This is a genomic window from Streptomyces inhibens (genome assembly GCF_022221585.1).
GTDB classification, from domain to species: Bacteria; Actinomycetota; Actinomycetes; order Streptomycetales; family Streptomycetaceae; genus Streptomyces; species Streptomyces inhibens.
In genome coordinates this window covers 949,649-964,184 of sequence record NZ_CP084681.1, presented here as the reverse complement: position 1 = coordinate 964,184, position 14,536 = coordinate 949,649, and the positions used below count along the sequence as shown (strand labels likewise).

The following is a 14,536-nucleotide window of genomic DNA, read 5'->3' as shown; positions in this document are numbered from 1 at the left end:
TCCCTGTGGGGCAGGTGATCCTTCGGATCCAGAGTGGGCTCACAGTCACCCTCGCCGCGATCCATCTGTGGCTACGGACGTGACCCACCGGACAATCCCTAGCGCGTCCACATCCACATCTCCTCCATCATCGAGGTGTAGTCCTCGGTGTGGCGGACGCGGAAGACGGATATCTGGGGCCCGGTTCGGAGCCTGCGGCCACAGTGCTCAAGGACCAGTCCTCCCAACATCCCCCAGTTGGTGAGGTGGGGTTCTTCGTCCAGGCAGAGGTATTCGCGATCTTCGTCGGTCAGATCGGTCAGGTCGATGCCGAGAGCACTCAGGATGGTGTGGGGGTCGCCGTCGACGAACCACGGGGTTTCGTAAGCGGGGAACCCGGAAGCGAAGAGCGTCAGACCGTCGGGAAGACAGATCACGTCCTCCGTGTGCGTCTCGCCGAAGTCGGGGGCAGCGGACCCCACGATCAGGGCACTGGGGTAGCGCTCGTGGAGGGCTGTGACCTCATTCAGGACCGGAGTCATGCCGGCGTCGTAAGTGGCGAGGGCCGGATCGGATATGCAGGTCACGTTGCCCCAGCAGCCGATCGTGATCAGATCCAGGTCTGAGAGCGTCTCCGCAAACAGAACCTCGGACGCAGGCATGGGAGGAAGTTCTTCCAGCACCGCGTCGACCGTAGGGAAGGCTTCAGCGAACGCGCGTGCCCGCACGTGGTCGTGAGGCGACAACTCGGCGGTGCTCTCGGGCAGCGGCGGGTCCAGGAGGGTGATGATGTATTCGTCGGAGTTCGAACTGCGGACGGCCGTCTCGGGCGGGTGCGTCCAGAAAGAGATGTCGGTCATGACGGGCACCGTAGCGATGACGACTGACAGCGGCGCGAGCCCTGCCCATTGACGTCGCGTCAGCGTGTTTGTTCCTCCAACGCGAACCGGGCAGGAGCCATCCCCGGTCGACCGCCCTCTGCGTCACACCGCGACCGCAGGACGATGGACCCACTCCGTGTACTGGGGTCCTGCCAGAACCAGCCTCCGCGATCAGTGACGCGATGCAATCACCCACATCATGACCTTGAGGACCAGCATCCATGAGTGCTCCGAGGTGCTTCCTCAGTCAGCGGCGACGGTGGAGGCGGTGTGCAGCTCGACCATCGTGCGGACGGCGGGTGGAAGCCAGTCTCCGGACGAGCGGATGCCGGAGAGCTCTTCGACCACTTCGGTCGGGGTCGGGCGGCGTTCCGGGGCATGGTCGAGGCAGCGGGTGACGAGGCCGGACAAGGTGGACGGCAACAAGCCTAGGTCCGGCTCGGAGGATCCGCTGTCCGCCGCGGGCACGGCCCCGGCCGCGTGGCACAGCACCATGCCGAAGGTGTAGACGTCCGTGGCGAACGATACCGGGGCGCCGGTGAGTTGTTCCGGGGCGAGGAAACCCTGGGTGCCGATAACGTGATCGGCACGGGTGATCCGGGTGCTGTCGAGGGCCCGGGCGATGCCGAAGTCGATGACGCGGGGCCCGGTATCGGAAATGATGATGTTGCTGGGCTTGAGGTCGCGGTGCACGATGCCGCAGGCGTGAATGCCTTCCAGAGCCTCGGCGATGCCGACCGCGAGGGTGTGCACGGTCTTGACCGGTAGGGCGCCGTGCTGCCCGAGGACGTGGTGCAGCGACGGGCCGGGGATGTAGTCGGTGACCAGCCAGGGCGGGTCGCCCTGCGGGTCGGCGGCGACCACCGACGCGGTGTGGAACCCGCCGACTCGGCGCGCGGCCTCGATCTCGCGGCCGAACCGCTTGCGGAATGTGGGATCGGCGGCCAGCTCCCGTTGGATGACCTTGACCGCGACGAGGCGCTCTCCGGGTGAACGGCCGAGGTAGACCGTCCCCATGCCGCCCTGTCCCAGCCGGGCCGTCAGATCGTAGCGGCCGATACGGCGCGGATAAGGTGGGTTTCCTGCCGGCGTCCGGGGCGCCTCCCGGGCTGGGTCCGGTGGTCACAGGCGCTGCGGTCGGCTGCGCGGCAGTGGTCCACTCGATGATTCAGCGCCTCTTCCGCCTCCGCAAGAGCTGCCCCCACACGAACTCCGCCCGCAGTTCCCCCACCCGCAGCAGAGCAGCCTGCTCACGGCCCTCGAGTACTGCCCGCATCGACGGCATCCGCCACCTCCACGCCATCCAGGACGAACAAGACGGCCACAAGACTGCCTCGACAACGCGGACATCACACCTGACCTGCGAAAATCCGCACACCAGATTCGGAAACGAAACGGCTACTGACACGGCCCTCGAACTTGGCTGTGGCAGTGGCAATGAAGTCGCCTATCTCGCCCGAAGGGGCATCGAGGCCACCGGGCTCGACCTCTCACCACTCCAGATCAAGTACGCCCAGGAGCGTTGGGGCGACGTGCAGGGGGCTCGGTTCGCCCTCCGGGATGGCGGTGGACTGCCTCAAGACGACCGAAGAGCGGTATGACGCCCTCTACTTGGTGTGGGGAGCCTTCTGGTTCACCGACCCGAGTCGACTCATCCCCGCCATCCGGGACCGGCTCAACCCTGGCGGCACTCTGGTCTTCTCCCAGGTGCCAGCCGTTGACGGTTGCTACGGCGCGCAGGGCATGTACGGAAACGGATTCACAGGCAAGGTGTTGCCGATCCAGTGATGGGCGTACTCCGAGGACATATGGAAGGGCATCCTCATGAACTACGGCTTCCTGGATGTAGAAGCCCGCGTCCTGGAGGCCCCGGACCCGGACAACCTCGGAACTCTCATCGTCCAGGCGCGGGTACCTCACTCGGCTGGTGTGTAGGGTCTCATTCGGAACGTCCCATTCCGGTCCGGTGGCCTGGACTTCGCCGAATTGTCTCATTCGCGGGCTGCGCCATCCTGTCTCAGGATCTTGGCCCTTGAGCTCTGACCACGGACTCCTCGGGACGGTCCGATGCGTCGCGCCGCAGCCCCCCATCCGCTCCCACGCAACTGTTCGACTTCGCCTGAGCCTCATCAGTCGTTGCACGGCTGCCTGGGCATGCTGGTCGACAGAAGGTTCTGGGCTGGGCGCTGCTCATGCCGCACTGTAACGAGCTGGTCATAGCACTCGGCACTGTCAGGCTTCAACCAAGAGCAGCGTGCCAGGATGCAGAGGCAAGGAGAGAGAACAACGTCCAGTGAACAGAGATGAGTTGGCCGGGCGCTGCGCTCCCATTTCCGATTCCTGACGTCGAGGAGTCTTCGTGCTCGAAGATGCGGCCGCCCTGGCCATGACGGGAGCGACAACCGTGGTGGCAGCAATGGCCACCGATGCTTGGACGACGGCGCGCGCACGGGTGGCTCGGTTGTTCCGCCGCGCCGGACTCGCTGAGCAAACAGCCATCGAAGCACAGATGGACGGGCATGCCGCATTGGTGGCGCGGTCCGTGGATGCCGACGGCGCCCGGCATGACCTGGTTCCCGTCTGGCGGCTGCAACTTGCGGAGTTCTTGCGCGAGCACCCTGATGCGGCGGAGGAACTCCGGCGGCTGGTGGGTGAGGTGCAAGCCGAACTGCCACCGGCGCAACAGATCTGGCAGCAGACGAATGTTGCGCGCGACAACGGTCAGGTCTTCGCCGCTCTGGGCGGCAACGTGATCGTGCGTCAAGGTCCCATGGAGCAGCCGATTTCGCGTCAACTGGTCGCCGGTGAAGAGCCCGAGGTTGCCGAATGACGCAGGAACCAGCAGCGGTCCAGCAGGTCGTTCACGTCGAGAGCGGCTTCGGGTACGGATGCGTCGGCGCGGACATCCATGTCTTCGGCGACGGCAAGCCGGTGTATCTGCTGTTCGGACACCGGCAGGTGACGGGCCTGGAATCGCAGTGGCTGCGGGCCCAGCCCAGCCGGATGCTCGACGCACGCGCGGAAGTCGTCGACTTCACCGGCCGGGCCGACGAGCTGGAAAAGCTGGCTACATGGCGGGACGCGGACACTCGGTTCGCGGTGCGGTGGGTGCACGGTGAGGGCGGCCAGGGCAAGACCCGGCTGGCGAACCTGCTCGCCACCGAGTCCCAGCGCATGGGGTGGAAGGTCGTGGACGCTGTGCACGGCACCGACGCCCACCCACCGGCAGAAGGCAGCCAGGACCTGCGCCTGGACGGGCACAAAGGCGTTCTGCTGCTGGTCGACTACGCGGATCGCTGGCCCATCTCGGACCTGAGTTGGCTGTTCCACAATCGACTCCTGCGCCGGTCGGTCCCAGCAAGGATCCTGTTGATCGGCCGATCGGCGAGCGGGTGGCCCGCACTGCGGGGCAAGCTCAACCAGCTCCGGGAGAGCATCGACACCTCCGACCAACACCTGCCGCCCCTGCCTGACGACGGCAGCGCGCGCGACCGGATGTTCACCACCGCGCGTGAATGCTTCACCCGCCACTACCCGCATCTCACCGATCCGCACGCGATCACGCCCCCAGGCCCATTGGGCCACCCGGACTTCGGGCTGACGTTGGCGGTGCACATGGCCGCGCTGGTCGCCGTTGACGCCGCGGCCCATGGCCGTCGCGCGCCCGCCGACGTAGTCGGCCTCACCGTCTACCTGCTGGACCGGGAGCACGAAAACTGGCGGCAGCTGTACGAGAACGCCGAGCGCGGCCTCGGTTTCCGCACGCCCGACGCGGTGATGGCGCGCACGGTGTTCGCCGCGACCCTTGCCGGGCCCACTCACCGCCAGGCCGCTCGGACCGTCCTCGAGTTGCTCATGCCGCAGGCGCCCACCGAGCAGATCCTTACCGACCATGCCGTCTGCTACCCGCCCACCGACCCCGCCCGAGCCCACACCCTCGAGCCCCTGCTGCCCGACCGGCTCGCCGAGGACTTCCTCGCCCTGATGCTGCCCGGAAGCCCGATCACCGGCTACCCGACGGACGACTGGGCGTCCACCGCCTCTGCCGCACTGCTCCGCCGCAACCTCGACGGCACCGCACCGGCCTGGACCCCGCGCGCGGTCTCCTACCTCGCGGCCGCTGCCGACCGCTGGCCCCATGTCGGGGACGGCCACCTATACCCCGTCGTGAAGGCTGACCCCCGACTCGCGCTGGACGCAGGCTCGGCCGCCCTCACAGTGCTCGCCAGGATCGGTGATGGGGAGTTCCTCGACGGGGGCCTCCTGGGTGTGCTCGAGTCGATCGACGCCGTGCTACCCGGCCGCCACTTTGACCTCGACGTCGGCATCGCCTCCGTGGCCGAGCGCCTCACTGCCCGCCGCTTGGCCGACACCAGAGACCCCGGCGATCAGGCTGTTCTGCACAGCAATCTCTCCACGCGGTACGACAGCGCCGGCTTGGGCAGCAAAGCCTTGATATCCGCCGAGGAGGCCGTCAAGATCTTTCGTCCACTGGCCGAGGCAGCCCCGGACAAGAATCTGGGCGGCCTCGCCGGATCCCTGATCAACCTCAGCAGCTACCTGTCCGCGCAGGGGCGGCGGGCCGAGGCACTGGTGGCGACTGAAGAGGCCACCGGGATCTTTCGGCAGCTGGCAGAGGCCGACCCGGACAAACACTTGCCCGGCCTGTCCGGAGCCCTGCTCAACCTCGGCAACGAGCTGTCTGCGCGGGGAGAGAAAGAACGAGCTCTGCGGGTCACTCTGGAAGCAGCAGCGATCTTGGACCGGTTGGCCAAGACCGAGCCCTCGCGCCACATGCTCCCGCTCGCCCTGTGTGTGGACAGTCTCAGTCTCCTGTTCTCCGACGTGGGGCGGCCAGAGCACGCGTTGGAAGGTTCCGAAGGGGCCATCGGTCTGCTCCGGTTGCTGTCGGAGACAGATCCCGGCGCCTGCCTGCCCGACCTCGCCAGAGCACTGCGTAACCGCTGCCTCTTGTTGTACGACCTCGGACGGCTGCAGGAGGCACTGCAGGCCGCGCAAGAGGTTGTCACGGTCCACCGGCGGCTGGTCGAGGCCAACCCCGACGCCCACCGACCCGCCCTCGCCGCGTCCCTGGACAACTTCGGCGGCTACCTGGTCAGCGCAGGGCGGCTGGATGAGGCGTTGCCGGTCCTTCAGGAAGCCGCCGGCATGTATCGGCGGCTGATGTCCGAGGTCAACCCCGACGTCTACCCGGCCAACTTCGCCAAAGCGCTGAACAACCTCAGCGCCGCGTTTGCCCGCCTGGGACGGCTGGACGAGGCGCTGCCAGTCCTCCAAGAGGCCACCGACATCAACCGTCGGCTGGCTGAGGCCGACCCGGACGCCCATCTTCTCGACTTCGCCGGCGCATTGGACAACCTGGGTGCTCTCCTGGCCGGCATGCAGCGGCCCGAGGTGTTGCTCGCCGTCCAGGAGGCCGTCGTGGCGCGGAGGCGGCTGGCCGAGACCGACCCCGATGCCCACCTGTCCCGCCTCGCCACGTCTCTGAACGACCTCGCTGGGCGGCTGAGAGCGTCGGGGAGGCTGCAGGAAGCACTGTCGGCCACCCGCGAGGCTGTGGTGGTCCGCAAACGGCTGGCCGAGGTCGACCCCGACGTCTACCAGGCCGACCTCGCCAAGACCTTGGTCAACCTGGCCGGTCTCCTGTCCGACCTGGGGCAGGATGGAGCGCTGCCGGCCGCGCACGAGGCGCTGGGAATCTGGTGGCGCCTGGTCGAAGCCGACCCGGCTACCCATCTGCCCAATCTCGCCGTGTCCGTCAACAGCCTCGCCGGCCTGCTGACCAAACTCGGGCGGCGGAGCGAGGCGCTGGCGGCGGCCGAAGAGGTCGTCGAGACCTTACGGCGCTTGGCCGCGGCCGACCCGGCCGCCTACCGTCCCTTCATCGCCAACGCCTTGTGGGGAGTAGCCCGCATGCGGGCAGCCGATGACAGCGGGCTCCCACACGCCCGGGCCGCGATAGAGGAAGCGGTCTTCCTCTTCCTGCAGTTGGCCTCGCGCTCGCCACAGGCGTATGCGGATGATCTGCGGGGTGTCCTGGGCAGTTACGTCACAGTGCTCGACAAGCTCGGCCTCACGGAGAAAGCGGACAAGATCCGGAAGGTGGTCGTTGCCTCAGCGACGATCCAGGACGTATACCAAGCGCTAGCCGACCGTACCGGTCCCCGGACCTGACTTGGACCCATTCGTCCAAGCCATACGGAGGGCGCGCGGCGAGGTCCAGCAGCAGGTCGGTGCACTCCTCTTGGGTAGCCAGGCAGCGGGCGCCACCGAGAGGTAAGCCGGATGCCCGGTCTCCGACATACGGGGGAGAGATCGACGTCATCATTCATCCGGATGAATCCGTTCCGCCCGCGCGGTCCGGTCGATCCGTATGGCGGTTCTGGGTTTCCGCGGCTTCCTCCGGTCGAGGACGCCCTCGTGCAGAACGGCGAACGCGATTTCAGCGACAAGCTCGGAGAACACCGCTGCATAGATCGAGACCTGGACTGCACTACTGAAGGCGATCGAGCAGGCAGGGCCGCCTCCCGCGCCAACCGCGCACCCGCGGCCCATCGTGGCAGGAACATGCAAAGCGAGCTCCACGACGACGAGGGACATGCGGATATCGCGGGGGATTCCGCGGCGGCTGGCACGGCGATGCGCGGCAGTGTTCCCATCGATGGGAGAAAACAGGTCTGGGTCGCTGTGCTTCGAGCTGTACGCCGAAGAGGCCGGGGGCAGGCGCGCCGACCCCCGGCGGCCGCGCCGCTAGGCCGACGGGCCCATGATCGGCTCTAGCTCCCCCGGCACCTCGATCGTGAGCGTGCCGTCTCTGTTGTCAAAGGCGGTCAGCGAGGTCAGGGTTCCGTCACGCCACCAGTACAGGTACGGGGAGATGGGGCCGTTCCCATCGTCGGCGTCGTTTTCGTACGATTCGAGGCCGAAGGACGCCAGGGCTTTGACGGCCGTGCCCGCATGGTGGTCCATGATCGGGTGGAAGGCGAAGTGGTGCCGGCCGGGGACGGCGACCAGCACGCCTTCGGGCGGCGGCGGGTGTCCGTGCGTGGTCCGCATAACTTCGTCGAGCACCAGCACCTGGCTCCCCACGTAATGGGAGTCGCCGGCGACGAGGTGGAGGACCGTGCCGTCATCGAGCTCGGCCGTGTCGTACTCGAACGGATCCTTCAGGAGGTTGGCCCGTCCGGCCGCCCGCAGCTTTTCCAGCCCGCCGTACTGCGCCACGTCACAGTCCCTGAGCATGCTGACGGCGTCGCCCAGGTCGAGGGAGAGGGCCTCGACGAGACCCTCCGCCACGGGCCGCACGTACTCGTAGGCGTCGACGATCTCCGGCGGCAGCATGTCATCGGCTATCAGCCGGAGATAGACACGCTCTGACATGTTGTCAGGATTGCGGTCGGGATGGCTGTTGGGGTTATGGAAGAAATTCACAGCAGGAGCGTAGGGCGCCCCACTGACAGTCCCTCACCGCGAAGCCGACATCGGCCGCTGCACCCGGATCGACTACAGCAGCCCTATGGCGATCCACCAGACGGTCTCCACCCGCGCCCAGTTCAGCCCCGGCACCCGTGTGCGGGCCGTAGGACCTGCCAGGCCAGCTGAGCAGCGTGTTGCCGCCAGCAGGTGCCTCTGCACGACGTGGCCGTCGACAGCGGAACCACATGGCACAGGTTGTAAATAGCGTCCTGTGGGGTCCAACTGGTCCACGCATGGCGCGTAAGTGCAGGTCAGACGCTTGGGTCCAGGAGCGTCGCCCCTGTTGGTGATACGTGTGTGATACGGCGTGAGAGGTGAGGAGCCCCCGTCGGCTGGTGCCGGCGGAGCTCCTGCGTTTGGGGGTGGGCCCGGTGGGTGGTGGTTGACGCGGCCTTGCTGCGATTCCAGACAGGTCCTGTGGAGAGTTGTGGCACCTGGGTGCAGCCGTAGACGGCAGACGGCGAAGAGGTGCTGGCTTCTTGCAGGGCCGTGGGATCCGACGGCGGTCAGGGTGATTGGCGTCGATAGCGCATTTGGGCGGCAGAGTTTGGGGCGCGCGCAGGCGCACTTTCATGAGCCGATGGAGATTGCCGGGTGGTCCATGCGCCGTTGTGCTTCTTCGGGGGATCATTCGACGAGGGGGAGTGGTGTACCCCGTTGCGTGCGGTTGGGAAGGAAGGGCGTAATGCCGCTGTGAACCGGGATCTGGCTCCTGGGATTTTTGTACCGGAGTGTCCTTCGATCCTACGTCGCTCACCGGGGCGGGGCGGTGTGCACAGACGCTTTCTCGGGAGGATGTCTGGAGGATTGCCTTGCACAAGGCATTTGCACTGTCTCACTGATGACCGCTCTTCCGGGCCAGTGGCGACACTGATCTGTAACCATCAACGGGGGAGGAACAATCGACCTTGTTGGCGCTCTCCATCCCGAGTGTCATCCGTCGGCCGCGGACGAAGCGATTCTTGGCGTTGACATGCACCGAGACGCTCATATAGCTGCTGTGATTTCCATGACGGGGAAGATTTTTGCTGCTACAGAGTTTCCCAGCCGCCACGATCGGATATTGTCAACTGGCGCAATGGGCAGCCCAGTTAGGCGGCGTGCGACGTGCCGGAGTGGAAGGGACGGGTAGTTACGGTGCGGCCCTGTCCCGGTATCTGCTGTCGCAGGACGTCGCCCTGGAACGAGAATCCCAGGCCCTTTCGATGGACCAAGACCGCCGACGAGATCCTTCACTCCCTCGCCGACTACCTCACCAAGATCGCACTGTCAACTCCCGGCAACCAGCAACAGACTTAAGATCGCGATTTCCGGCGCATCACACTTAGTGGTCAACGCTCGAATTTGTTCGGGGGTTGACCCCAGAACAGGATTTGTGGCGAGACCGGTCCGGGTGTCTTGGTTGCAGAGCGAGGCTGCTGCCAGGGTAGGGCCGCCGTGTCAGCGCCGCCGCTACTGCTGCCGGCCCAGTCGCTGATCGCCCAGTAAGGGGTGTCGTTGACGGTAACCAACAGTCCGTGGCGGGCCCCGGGTTCAACCTGGTACGACTCCTGCCTTCCACCTACCGATTCCGGTGGGCGTGGATGCAGAACGGCCGTTCGCACCGTGGCTACTGCTGCTCCCACTGCTCCTTGGTGATCTCGTACCGTACGCCTCCATGCCCGGAGCCCTCGATCATCTCCATGTCGGAGGGAGTAGGGATGGTGTCCGCGAGCATCATTCCGAGCTTCTCCATGATGTTGCGCGAACCGTGGTTCACGGACATCGTCGCAGCCCAGACCATGCGCACACCGAGCTCCGTGAACGCCTTGCCCAGCAAGGCCCGCGAGCCCTCGGTGGCATAACCCTTGCCCCAAGCCGCCTGCCGCAGACGGTAGCCGAGTTCGGCTTCGTACAGCGGGCCCTCCGGCTCGGGACGCAGGTGGAACCAGCCGATGAACGCGCCGCCGTCCTTCTCGTGCGCGGCGAATAGTCCGAGGTCGCCGCCCCACTTCTCGTAGCCGGCGAGGATGTTCGGCAGGCCGCGCTCGCGGACGAGCTCCGGCGCGGTCGGATTGCCGCCGGTCAGGTAGCGCATCACCGCCGGGTCACTGTCCAGCTCGATCAGCAGGTCCGCGTCATCGGCAGTGAAGCGGCGCAGGGCCAAGCGCTCGGTCTCCAGGTAGGTGTCCACGAGTCGATCATGCCTGGAGCAAGTCGGACAGCCCAACGGTTTTCCTCGGCAACTCGGGGGCTTTGCCATGACGCCGCAGGATATAGAGACGGGTGCGGCCTGGTGCCGGCCCGTTCCCCGTTGCCCCCGAAGGATCGGTCGCTTTCCTCCCATGCCCCTCGCCTCCGCCGTGCCCGTCGTGCTGACCGCCTCCGAGCGCCACCGGCTGAAGAAGATGGCTTACGGCCACAAGACCCCGCATCAGGCCCGGCAGCGGGCAACCATAGTGCTATTGGCGGCCCGAGGGCGTCCCAACGCCCGAATAGCCGTGCAGACGCGGCTGCACGTGGACACCGTGCGCACCTGGCAGGGCCGCTTCGCCGGCGGCGGCCTGCCTGCCCTGGCCGACCGCAAGCGGTCCGGCCGACCGGTCTCGTTCACCGCGCTGCAGGTTGCCGAGGTCAAGGCGCTGGCCTGTCAGTTACCCGCCGAGACCGGCGCGCCGCTGTCGCGCTGGTCGTGTCCGGAGCTGGCCCGGGAGGTGGTCGCCCGGTCCATCGTCGGGTCGATCTCCACTTCCACCGTGCGGCGCTGGCTCAAGCAGGACGCGCTCAAGCCCTGGCAGCACCACTCCTGGGTCTTCATCACCGACTCCGGCTTCCGCATCAAGGCGGCCCGTGTGCTGGACTTGTACGCCCGCACCTGGACGGTGTCCCGCTGAGCGAGGACGAGTACGTGATCTCCGCGGACGAGAAGACTTCCATCCAGGCGCGCTGCCGCTGCCACCCAACCCTGGCACCCGGGCAGGCCCGGGCTGTGCGCGTCAATCACGAATACGACCGCGGCGGCGCGCTGGCCCACCTGGCCGCCTACGACGTCCATCGCGCCCATGTTTTCGGCCGCTGCGAACCCAGGACCGGTATCAGGCCCATGACCTTGGTCACCCAGGTCATGACCACCGAGCCCTACGCCAATGCCAGACGCGTCTTCTGGATCGTCGACAACGGCTCCTCCCACCGAGGGAAGAAAGCCATAGATCGCCTGACCAGGGCGTTTCCGAACGCTGTCATGGTCCACACCCCCGTGCACGCCTCCTGGACGAACCAGATCGAGATCTTCTTCTCCATCGTCCAGCGCAAGGTCGTCTCGCCCAACGACTTCACGGACCTCAGCGAGGTCCGGGACCGGCTCCGAGCATTCGAAGCCCGCTACAACGCCACGGCACAGCCATTCCAGTGGAGGTTTACCACCTCCGACCTGGACGATCTGCTGGCCAGGCTCGACCGACACACGCTCGATCGGCAGGAAGAATCCTCCGCCCGTCCCACCGCATGATCAACCCCCGAAGGAATTCGAGCGTTGACCACTAAGTGGTAGCGGGCGAGGTGCTGCGGAAGTTCAGTGGGTAGCGGTGACCAGTAGCTTGGGTAGGTCACGCATATCGTCGAACAGGGTGGTGCCGGGTCCTTCCAGCCGCGAGGCTGGTGTGAGACCGCCGCAGTAGCCGAAGGCCCGCATGCCGGCGGCACGGGCCGCCTGAACTCCGTAGGTGCTGTCCTCGATCACCGCGCACCGCCCGGGCGCCACGCCCATGGAGCGAGCAGCGCGCAGGAAGAGGTCGGGGGCAGGCTTGCCTCGGGGGACGTCGGCTGCGCTGAAGATGCGCCCCTCGAAGTGATCGTTCAGCGCGGCGATCTCCAGGTTTCTCCTGATGCCGGCGTGATGAGTGTTCGATGCGACGCAGACGGGTGTGGTGAGGTCGTTCAGAGCTTCTACGACGCCATCGACAGCGGTCAGTTCCGCTTCGAAGGCCGCCTGATACAGATGCTCGTATTGCTGCAGCCAGTCCTTCTCCAGACGCCGCCCAAGCTGTTCCTCCACGGCAGCCGTGTAGACCTCGGTGGACGAGCCAACGAACTTCTCGATGATCTCCTCCTCAGTGAACATGCACCCCAGGTCAGCCATGATCATCGCGTCCACTTTGACGCATATCCGCTCGCTGTCCACCAGCACGCCGTCACAATCGAAGATCACCAGCTCAACAGGGCTCCGCGTCATGATCGGCAGTGTAGACCTGTGGTGATCAACCCCCATGCCGCGTATGGCCGTTGTCGGGCTTGCCGTCTCTTCAGTGTCTGCCGTTGGCACCGCTCGACGTACTGGCTGACAGGGTGCGGAGTCGGCGGATCTCGCCGTGGGCGGTTTCCGGTTTCCGGGCAGACCAAGCATTTGCCAGGCGGAGCGCCATCCTGGACCACGCGTGGTGGTGAGTTCGGGGATCACCCGTCCGTCCACCGGTTGAGGTGTAGCAGTGGCGCTGGCCCTCGAGGCACGGCGGGCGATGTGTCCGCGCTCGCCGCTGGCTGCCCTTGACCGGTTGGTCCAATCCACAATCCACCGGGCCAAAAGTCGCCGCAGATCCAATGGGTGCATCTCCACGTCCGCGGACATGCTCCGGATGCCGTGCGCCTGGCGGCGGTTGGCAATCATCACTGTCAGACCCCGCTGTCACCATCGGGGCTCGTTCATGCTGCGTCCGTAGATCCCATCGCAGGCTCCACCCCCGTGCGAGTGAATGAGCGAAGATCGGTGGACAGGCTTCCGTCACGTCCACGCTGATCACCGGTGCGAGAAAGCCGCGCGCCGTGCGACGGCGGGGCGTCCGGACAACCGAACACCGGCCCGGCCTCGCCGTCGGACCATGACAGAGGGGGATGAGCGTGGGGTTCACCGCACAGCACGACGAACGCGGCCGCCTCGATGCCACACAGCCCGATCTCGGCTGCGGCTGGGCGTGGGATGCCATCCACCGCGTCCGCCCACGCGTCGTCATGACCTGCCCCGAGTGCGCGCACCCGCTCCATGCGAAGGTTTCCCGCTACGGCCTGCGGTTCTTCGCCCACGACCCCGGCTCGCCCACCTGCGCGCTGGCCGGGGAATCCATGGAGCACCACCTGCTGAAACTGGAGCTGGCCACCGCCGTGCGTGCCGCCGGCCACCACGCCGAACTGGAGGTCCGCGGGCCTGACGGCGACTGGCGAGCCGATGTCATGGCCTCGTCCCCGGACGGCGCTGTGCGCATGGCGTGGGAAGCGCAGCTGTCCCCGATCACCGCCGAAGAGATCCGCGAGCGCACCGCCCGGTTCACCAAGGACGGCGTACGAGTGTGCTGGGTGGGGACCAAGCTGCGGCCGTGGGTGGGGGAAGTGCCTTCCATCTACGTCCGTCCGCCCGGCGACAACCAGCCCGGGTGGGCGGTCGCGGGCGGGCTCGTCCGTTTCACCGTCAAGGAGCGGGACGGGATCCTCCTGAAACAAGCCCTCGGACGCGGTGTATGGGAGGGCACCACCGCTGACCTGCGGTCGTTCGTCGCATGGACGCTCACGGGTCGAACAGTGCCGCACCGGTTACGCCGCTACACCGACGAGCACTACTGGGAAGGCGTGTGGACTGCGCCGCAGTACATCGACGCCGCCACCGCCTACGACGCGGCCGTGGCGGAGAGGCGCGCCGAACTGGAACAGCAGCACCGTCGTGAGGAGATTGAGCGGCGGCGCCGCGATGTCCAGCTGCGAGCCGAATTGGCCCGCCCGACGCCGGTGGTGCCGCGCCAGCGTGGATCGCGTGGCGCCCCGGGGGTCGAGCCGGTGTGGGAAGAGGACCTCCCCCGCGGAGAACGCGAGCGCCTCCACCACGCCACCGTCGCCAAGGCCCGCATCCTGCTCAACCTCAGCGCCCCCGTCCTGCGGTACACCGACGGCGACCGCCGCTGGGCCCTGGGCACACCCCTGTACTCAAGTAATCGGCTCTACGGCGTCCTTCGCCCCCATCCGCAGTTCATCGACTGGAACCTGCTCAAGGACCTGGTCATCTTCGTCCGCAACTACGACGAGCTGCGCATGCTGGGCAGCACCGCCCCCAACGGTATCCACATCATCGTCGTTCTCCCCGACGGGCAACCGCCCGACTGACCCCCGCAGCTGAGCTGCACTGTCACCAGGTCACCGATCCTGAATCCGCCGGCGGC

At 66.7% G+C, this 14,536-nt stretch carries 13 protein-coding genes; 7 read left to right on the top strand and 6 right to left on the bottom strand.

Annotated features, from left to right (window positions below; translation table 11 throughout):
* Positions 1 to 98: 98 nt before the first annotated feature.
* Both KI385_RS04610 and KI385_RS04605 read right to left on the bottom strand, forming a co-directional pair.
* Entirely contained in the window at positions 99 to 839 is a 741-nt protein-coding gene (locus tag KI385_RS04610) for a DUF6333 family protein (RefSeq protein WP_238570945.1), read from the bottom strand.
* A 264-nt stretch (positions 840 to 1,103) separates the two neighbouring features.
* Positions 1,104 to 1,904 (bottom strand): serine/threonine-protein kinase, encoded by an 801-nt coding sequence (locus KI385_RS04605; RefSeq protein ID WP_281066973.1) that lies wholly within the window; start codon positions 1,902 to 1,904, stop codon positions 1,104 to 1,106.
* A 119-nt stretch (positions 1,905 to 2,023) separates the two neighbouring features.
* Between KI385_RS04605 and KI385_RS44505 the strand changes: the two genes are divergently transcribed.
* The 4 genes from KI385_RS44505 to KI385_RS04590 all read left to right on the top strand — a co-directional run bounded on the left by KI385_RS44505 (position 2,024) and on the right by KI385_RS04590 (position 7,055).
* Positions 2,024 to 2,461, top strand: a complete 438-nt coding sequence (locus KI385_RS44505; RefSeq protein WP_425356867.1) for a class I SAM-dependent methyltransferase — start codon at positions 2,024 to 2,026, stop codon at positions 2,459 to 2,461.
* Positions 2,421 to 2,648: a class I SAM-dependent methyltransferase gene (locus tag KI385_RS04600; RefSeq protein WP_238570943.1), complete on the top strand. Its 228-nt coding sequence runs from the start codon at positions 2,421 to 2,423 to the stop codon at positions 2,646 to 2,648. The genes KI385_RS44505 and KI385_RS04600 overlap by 41 nt, the downstream gene beginning before the upstream one ends.
* A 571-nt stretch (positions 2,649 to 3,219) precedes the next feature.
* Positions 3,220 to 3,690, top strand: coding sequence for a hypothetical protein (locus tag KI385_RS04595; protein ID WP_238570942.1), 471 nt, complete (start codon positions 3,220 to 3,222; stop codon positions 3,688 to 3,690).
* Positions 3,687 to 7,055 (top strand): tetratricopeptide repeat protein, encoded by a 3,369-nt coding sequence (locus KI385_RS04590; protein ID WP_238570941.1) that lies wholly within the window; start codon positions 3,687 to 3,689, stop codon positions 7,053 to 7,055. The genes KI385_RS04595 and KI385_RS04590 overlap by 4 nt, the downstream gene beginning before the upstream one ends.
* Before the next feature lie 150 nt (positions 7,056 to 7,205).
* On the opposite strand, the gene KI385_RS04585 is transcribed toward KI385_RS04590, so the two are convergent.
* The 3 genes from KI385_RS04585 to KI385_RS04575 form a co-directional block, all read right to left on the bottom strand.
* Positions 7,206 to 7,481 (bottom strand): hypothetical protein, encoded by a 276-nt coding sequence (locus KI385_RS04585; protein WP_238570940.1) that lies wholly within the window; start codon positions 7,479 to 7,481, stop codon positions 7,206 to 7,208.
* A 150-nt stretch (positions 7,482 to 7,631) separates the two neighbouring features.
* Positions 7,632 to 8,261 (bottom strand): hypothetical protein, encoded by a 630-nt coding sequence (locus KI385_RS04580; RefSeq protein WP_238570939.1) that lies wholly within the window; start codon positions 8,259 to 8,261, stop codon positions 7,632 to 7,634.
* 1,705 nt (positions 8,262 to 9,966) lie between these two features.
* Positions 9,967 to 10,530 carry a GNAT family N-acetyltransferase gene (locus KI385_RS04575; RefSeq protein ID WP_238570938.1) on the bottom strand — a complete coding sequence of 188 codons (564 nt, stop codon included), beginning with the start codon at positions 10,528 to 10,530 and terminating at the stop codon, positions 9,967 to 9,969.
* Positions 10,531 to 10,681: 151 nt separating this feature from the next.
* On the opposite strand from KI385_RS04575, the gene KI385_RS04570 reads away from it, so the two are divergent.
* Positions 10,682 to 11,230, top strand: a complete 549-nt coding sequence (locus KI385_RS04570) for a helix-turn-helix domain-containing protein (protein ID WP_238570937.1) — start codon at positions 10,682 to 10,684, stop codon at positions 11,228 to 11,230.
* 14 nt (positions 11,231 to 11,244) lie between these two features.
* Positions 11,245 to 11,844: a transposase gene (locus KI385_RS04565; RefSeq protein ID WP_238570936.1), complete on the top strand. Its 600-nt coding sequence runs from the start codon at positions 11,245 to 11,247 to the stop codon at positions 11,842 to 11,844.
* Between the two features lie 63 nt (positions 11,845 to 11,907).
* Here the strand turns inward: KI385_RS04565 and KI385_RS04560 are convergent, their stop codons facing one another.
* Positions 11,908 to 12,567 carry an HAD family hydrolase gene (locus KI385_RS04560; RefSeq protein ID WP_238570935.1) on the bottom strand — a complete coding sequence of 220 codons (660 nt, stop codon included), beginning with the start codon at positions 12,565 to 12,567 and terminating at the stop codon, positions 11,908 to 11,910.
* 662 nt (positions 12,568 to 13,229) lie between these two features.
* On the opposite strand from KI385_RS04560, the gene KI385_RS04555 reads away from it, so the two are divergent.
* Positions 13,230 to 14,480, top strand: a complete 1,251-nt coding sequence (locus KI385_RS04555; RefSeq protein WP_238570934.1) for a competence protein CoiA — start codon at positions 13,230 to 13,232, stop codon at positions 14,478 to 14,480.
* Positions 14,481 to 14,536: the final 56 nt, after the last annotated feature.